At 61.3% G+C, this 6,000-nt stretch carries 3 protein-coding genes; all 3 read left to right on the top strand.

Annotated elements, in window-relative coordinates:
* Nucleotides 1-682 precede the first annotated feature (682 nt).
* The 3 genes from ACOYJQ_RS03515 to ACOYJQ_RS03505 all read left to right on the top strand — a co-directional run bounded on the left by ACOYJQ_RS03515 (nt 683) and on the right by ACOYJQ_RS03505 (nt 5,775).
* Nucleotides 683-2,737, top strand: coding sequence for a hydantoinase/oxoprolinase family protein (locus tag ACOYJQ_RS03515; protein ID WP_433456365.1), 2,055 nt, complete (start codon nt 683-685; stop codon nt 2,735-2,737).
* Between the two features lie 2 nt (nt 2,738-2,739).
* On the top strand, nt 2,740-4,704 hold the full coding sequence (locus ACOYJQ_RS03510) for a hydantoinase B/oxoprolinase family protein (protein WP_433456363.1): 1,965 nt from the start codon (nt 2,740-2,742) through the stop codon (nt 4,702-4,704).
* A 171-nt stretch (nt 4,705-4,875) separates the two neighbouring features.
* Nucleotides 4,876-5,775, top strand: coding sequence for an ABC transporter substrate-binding protein (locus tag ACOYJQ_RS03505; RefSeq protein WP_433456361.1), 900 nt, complete (start codon nt 4,876-4,878; stop codon nt 5,773-5,775).
* Nucleotides 5,776-6,000: the final 225 nt, after the last annotated feature.

Here is a 6,000-nt window from a genome sequence, read left to right as displayed (position 1 = left end):
AATGCGGTAGAAGCGGCTCGATCTTCGACCACTGCTCGTCATTCAACCAAAACAACCGACTCATGGCATGATATCCTCCATGAGCCGATTGAATCATAAATTAGCCGTTGAGTTTAGACCCTAGAGCGGTTTGCGTTCAAGCCGATCCATCGGCTTGAACGCAAGTGGCGGTAAAATATGGAATTTGGAGCGCGCTCCGATCAATTGAGAGCCTATTATCGATGATAATTCGCTCAAAAGCGAAAGCTTAAAGCATCACACCGAAAATAATGCATAATTTTCAGCTTGATGTCTAAACAATCGGCGGAAATGGCGGCGCGATTCAACCTGAAAATCCGTCGCGCCGGCCGCGCCGAAAGAGACCCGTCAAAATCAGTCCTGAAGCGGTGAGGCCGCCGGAGCAACTTCGGCGGCCTTACCGCTTCAGGAGGTGATAAACCCTTATGCGTAAGTGGCTTACATGTCGCCACATGCCGTTCCCGCACGGGTGAGCGGGAGACAAAGGGACCGTTCGTTCAAAAAGAATTTTCACCCGATTCAAAAAAACCTCACTATAAGCCGCGCGCCATTCCAACATAACATCGATCTTATCAGAGCCGGTTGCGAGAAACGAATTCACCGGGCGCTCTGCCTGAGAGGATAATTCATCGCCATCGGGAGGATTCAAGATAGGAAGTGTTCGATGGCTCTTGTCCGAATAGGGGTCGATATCGGTGGTACATTTACCGACTTTGTCGGCTGGCGGTCCGACAGCTCCGAGGGAATTATTCGCCTGAAGGTGCCGTCCACCCCGCCGCGGTTTGCGGAAGGGTTCAGGAACGGGTTCGAGCCGCTCCTGAGCGAGTTGCGGATTTCGGATAACGACGAAGTCGTCGTGATGCACGGCACGACCGTCAGCACGAATACGGTAATCGAGCGCTCGGCAGAGCCTGTCGCCCTTTTCGTCACGGATGGTTTTCGCGATATTCTCGAGCTTCAGCGGCTTCGCCTGAAAAACCCGATCGATCTCTTCTCCTCCCGTGCCGTTCCTCTGGTGCCTCGCAACCTCGTGTTCGAGATTCCCGAGCGTCTCGATGCCGATGGCGAGGTGCTCGCGCCCGTCGACGCGGAGGCGGTGCATCGGGCCGTAGCCGCGGTCCGGGCCGGCAATATCGGGGCCATCGCGGTCGTCCTGCTTCACAGCTTTCGCAATCCGCAACACGAGCACGAGGTCCGCCGTCTGATCAAGGCGGCCGATCCTGAAATGGACGTCTGCATTTCGAGCGAAATCTGGCCGCGCATCGGCGAATACGAGCGCGCGGTCAATGCAACCTTGAACGCATATGTCAAACCGCGTGTGCAGACCTATCTGGAAGAGATCGAACATTATGTCTCCGGCAGGCTCTCCTCCGCGCGCCTGTTCGTGACGCGCTCCAACGGCGGGGCGCTCGGGCTGTCGGATGCCGTCAAATTTCCGGTGCACACGCTGCTGTCCGGGCCGGCGTCGGGAGTGACGGCCGCACAGACCGTCTCGGCTCTCAGCAAACACGAATACCTGCTGACGTTCGACATGGGCGGCACGAGCACGGACGTGTCGCTCGTGCGCCAGGGCAACCCGACCGTGACCGCACAAGGAGCCGTCGGCGATTTCCCGATTACGCTGCCTGTGACCGAGATCGAGGCGATCGGCGCCGGCGGCGGATCATTGGTCCAGCTCGACGGGCCGGCAATGCGGATCGGCCCCGAAAGCGCCGGCGCGTTCCCCGGACCCGCCTCCTTCGGCCGCGGCGGAGAGCGGCCGACCGTGACGGATGCCTATCTCCTGTGCGGCTACCTCAATGCCCGGAACTTCCTCGGCGGCGCCATGCCGCTCGACAGGGAACGCGCCGCAACGGCTTATGACGCGGTTGCGGGCCGGCTTGCGGTGTCGACGGAGGAAGCGGCCGATGCCTGTCTTTCGGTGACGACCTCGACGATGGTCAGCCGAATTCTGCCCTATCTTGCCGCCCACGGCCTCGATCCGCAGAACGTGACGCTGGTGACGTTCGGCGGCAACGGGGCGCTGCATGGGCCGTTGCTTGCGGATGAGGTCGGCATCAGTTCCGTCATCGTGCCGGCCGCGCCTTCCGTCTTCTGCGCCTGCGGCGGGGTCGTGACGACGCTTACCCACGATGTCGTCACCGTCATTCAGGGCACGACCGTCACCCATGAGGCGCTTTCCGGTACTTTCGAGCGTCTCCGGTCGGAAACGCTCGATTGGCTCAGGCAGCAGGTGGAACTCGACCGCCTGACCGCGATCGATCACGAATTTTGGGCGGAGCTGCGCTATAAGGGGCAGTCCTTTCAGGTGCCGGTGTCCGTCCCGACGAATGCCGATGGCAGCTTCCCGGAGCTGGCGGACATCGCCGATCGTTTTCACGACGAGCACGACCGGCTCTATGCCCATTGTGACCGGACCGCCGCGGTTGAGTTCGTGGAACTGCGCGTTCGCATCCGGGGCAGCCTGCCCGCCCCCTCGCAGGAAAGCATCTCGCCGACAAGTTCCGGCGAGGTCCGGCCCATCGGCCGGCGCGACCTGCGCATCGGGGGGCGGCTGTATCCGAATACGCCGATCTATGCCCGCAGGGAACTGACGACGGGGAACAGGGTCGAAGGGCCCTGCATCATCGAGGAGGACGACTCGACAATTCTGGTCCCGGCCGCCTACACGGCCGGAGCAATCGGCTCCGGCGCAATTTCTCTGGATCGGAGGGGCTGAGCATGGATCCCGTTCAAACCGCCATCATGGCCAATCGCTTCAACGCGATCGTCGAAGAGGCATCCTCGACGCTGCAACGCACGGCGCATACGACATTCGTGAAGCTTGTTCAGGATTTCCAGTGCGCGCTCGCCAATGCGGACGGAGAGGCCTTCGCCTACCCGATCAACACCGGCGTCAGCGCTTTCATAGGCTTGTCCGTGAAGGGAGGGCTTGGAGACATCCCGCTCTCGTCGCTGAAGCCCGGCGATTGCATCATCACGAACGACCCGTTTTCGAGCGACGGGATGGTCACTCATATGATGGACGTGTCGCTTGTGCGCCCCATCTTCCAGGACGGCCGGCTGATCGCTCTGGCGTGGGCTTTCGTACATGCGTCCGATATCGGCGGCGCCGTTCCCGGCAGCATCGCTCCCACGCTGACCGAAGTGTTCCAGGAGGGCCTGCGCCTTCGTCCGGTCCTGCTTTACCGGGAAGGCGTTCTCAACGAGGCCGTCAAGAATATCCTTCTCGACAACAGCCGCATCTCCAGCGAACTCTGGGGCGATATCCAGGCCATGCTTTCGGCGTTGAAGAGCATGGATGTCCGGCTCGGCCAGTTGTGCAGCCGTTATTCCACCGAGGGCGTGCTGGAAGGGATGGACGCCACGCTCGCGCTTTCCGAGACGCGCGCGCGGGAAGTGATCGCGGCCATCCCGGACGGGACCTATGAATTCGCCGACTACATCGAGGGCATGCGCCCCGGCGAATTCATCAATATCCATGCCCGGATGACTGTCGAGGGAAGCAATCTGACCTTCGATTTCACGGGCACGGACCCGCAGGTTCTGGCGGCGTTCAATTATGTAACGGGCACCACGACGCATCCCTACACGCTGCAATCGCTGATCTACTATATCCTGACGAAAGCGCCGGATGCACCGAGGAACCGCGGCCTTCTGCGTCCCGTCAAGATCATAGCGCCGCGCGGCACCATCATTAACGCCGATTTTCCCGCGGCCGGCGGATCGCGCGTCACGGCGTCGACCCGCGTGTACGATGTCGTGCTCGGTTGCCTGAACGCGGCGATTCCCGATGCGCTGGCGGCGGCGGGCCCCGGCATGTCCGGCATCATCGTGGTGACGGGGCGCGACCGGCTGCACGGCGGGAAGCGCGTCAGCGTCATCAATCCGATTTGCGGCGGCGGCGGCGGCCGGCTCGGACAGGACGGGATCGACGGCATCGACAACCGGTCCGGCTCGCTGCTGACGGTGCCGGCCGAGACCATCGAAGTCGAAACGATCATGCGCGTTCGCCGTTACGGTCTGCTGCCGGACAGTCAGGCGCCCGGCCGCTGGCGCAGCGGGGCCGCCGTTGTTCTCGACCTGGAGAACACCGATGTCGAGGCGGTCATGACCGTCCGCGGAATGGACCGCCTCAAGTTCGCGCCCTGGGGGGTCGAGGGCGGAGAGCCCGGATCGCTCGCCCGCGTCATCATGAACCCCGGCACCGAAGACGAGCGCGATATCGGCAAGATCGATGTGCTGCACTTCAAGCGCGGCGACGTGGTGCGGCTGATTACGCCCGCCGGCGGCGGGTTCGGCCCCGCGTCGCAGCGGGACCCGGAGCTGGTCGCCGGCGATGTGAGGCGCGGTCTGGTTTCGGCGGAATGGGCCCGGACGGCGTATGGCGTCGTCGTTAAAGACGATTTTTCGGTCGATGAAGCCGCGACAAGCGCGGCGCGAGTGACGATGCCGACCCGGAAAGGCCGGTTTTCCGTCTGCGAGACTCGCCGTGCGTTCGATGCGATCTGGCCGATGGAGGCGCGTGCCGCACTTGCGGTTGGAGCCTTCCGTTACGACGCATCGATGAGGCCGATTCTGGTGCGCAACACGGTGTCCCGCTTCGTGGACAAGAGCGAACCGGCAACCGTCGACGTCATTTCCGATGCGCTGGCCGAAGAAAGCAGGCAGTTGCAGTTTTCGTAACCTGTCGGCGCGGCAGATTCAGCCGCGCCCGACCTATAAGGAGCATCTGGCGACGTCATTCACCAAGCCGCATGGCAGCATGAATACAATAACTACATATGATCGGCGTCAGAAACTCGGAGAAGTTTCGATAACGTCGACGTCAAATCTACCAGAACAAAGGGGAATGAAATGAATAATCGCGCTTTAGTAGTCGTTATGGCTCTCTCCCTCATCGCAGGAGCCGGCATCTCGCCATCGGTCCGGGCTGAAGAAGCCGCCGAAGGCAAGGCTTACGAAGTCAAGGTTCCGGCCGAGCTTGCGAAAACCGTCGAGCCGTCGGAAAAGCTCGCCAAGGCCGGCAAGATCGTCCTGTGCACGGAGTTGGGAAATCCGCCCGGTGCGTTCCTGGCCGAGGATGGCGCGACGCCGAAAGGCTTCAACGTCGACGTCATGTCCGCAATCGGCCCGGTGATGGGGATCAGGAGCGAGGTGGTGAACTATCCGTTTGCCAGTATCTTCGCGGCGCTCGAAACCGGCAAGTGCGACGCCGTGATGGCGAACAGCGCCAAAACGCCCGCCCGCATCGAGAAGTACAATTTCGTCGAATACATGACGATGCGGTTGGGATTGATGGTGCCGAAGGGGAACCCGCTCGCCCTGAAGACCTTCGCAGACCTTTCCGGTCGTCGCGCCGCCGTCCTCGTCTCCAGCACGACGGAGCGCCTTCTGAAGGCGGCAAGCGAAAAGGCCGTTTCCGAGGGGAAGAAGCCGATCGAGATCCAGTCCTATCCTCAATACACGACGGGCGCCCGCCAGCTTGAGCTTGGTCGTGTCGACGCCTTCATCGGCGATGCGATGTCGATCGGTTACTTCGTCAACATCGCGGGAGACAAGTTCGAAGTCGGTGGCATGCCCATCGATCCGCTCACCATCGGTATCGTGATGCGCAAGGACGACTCTCACATGCGGGATGCCGTGCAAAAGGCCTATGCGACGCTTTACAAGAACGGCTTCATCGAAAAGTCGGCCGAAGCGTGGGGCATGAAAGGTCTGGTGGAATTCTGCGGCGCCGAGGTGCCCTGCCCCTAAAGCGTTTTCACGCAAAGCGGATACTGCTTTGCGTGAAGAAAACGCGTTGAATCGATAAGATAGAGCGGGATGGCGATTCAGCCTGAGCGCATTCCGCTCCAGCATATGTTCTGTCGGGATTGAAAAAGGACATATGCTGAATTTCTTGTTTCGAGCGAATTCCTGTCGTTCAAACGCTTTCGCTTGAACGAGGAACGCTCCGGGAAGGCCCGGCGGATGGCGGGC

The sequence above is a fragment of the Pseudochelatococcus sp. genome (assembly GCF_050946405.1).
GTDB lineage: Bacteria > Pseudomonadota > Alphaproteobacteria > Rhizobiales > Beijerinckiaceae > Pseudochelatococcus.
The sequence above is the reverse complement of the archived record's forward strand: the minus strand, read 5'-3'. Positions and strand labels throughout refer to the sequence as shown.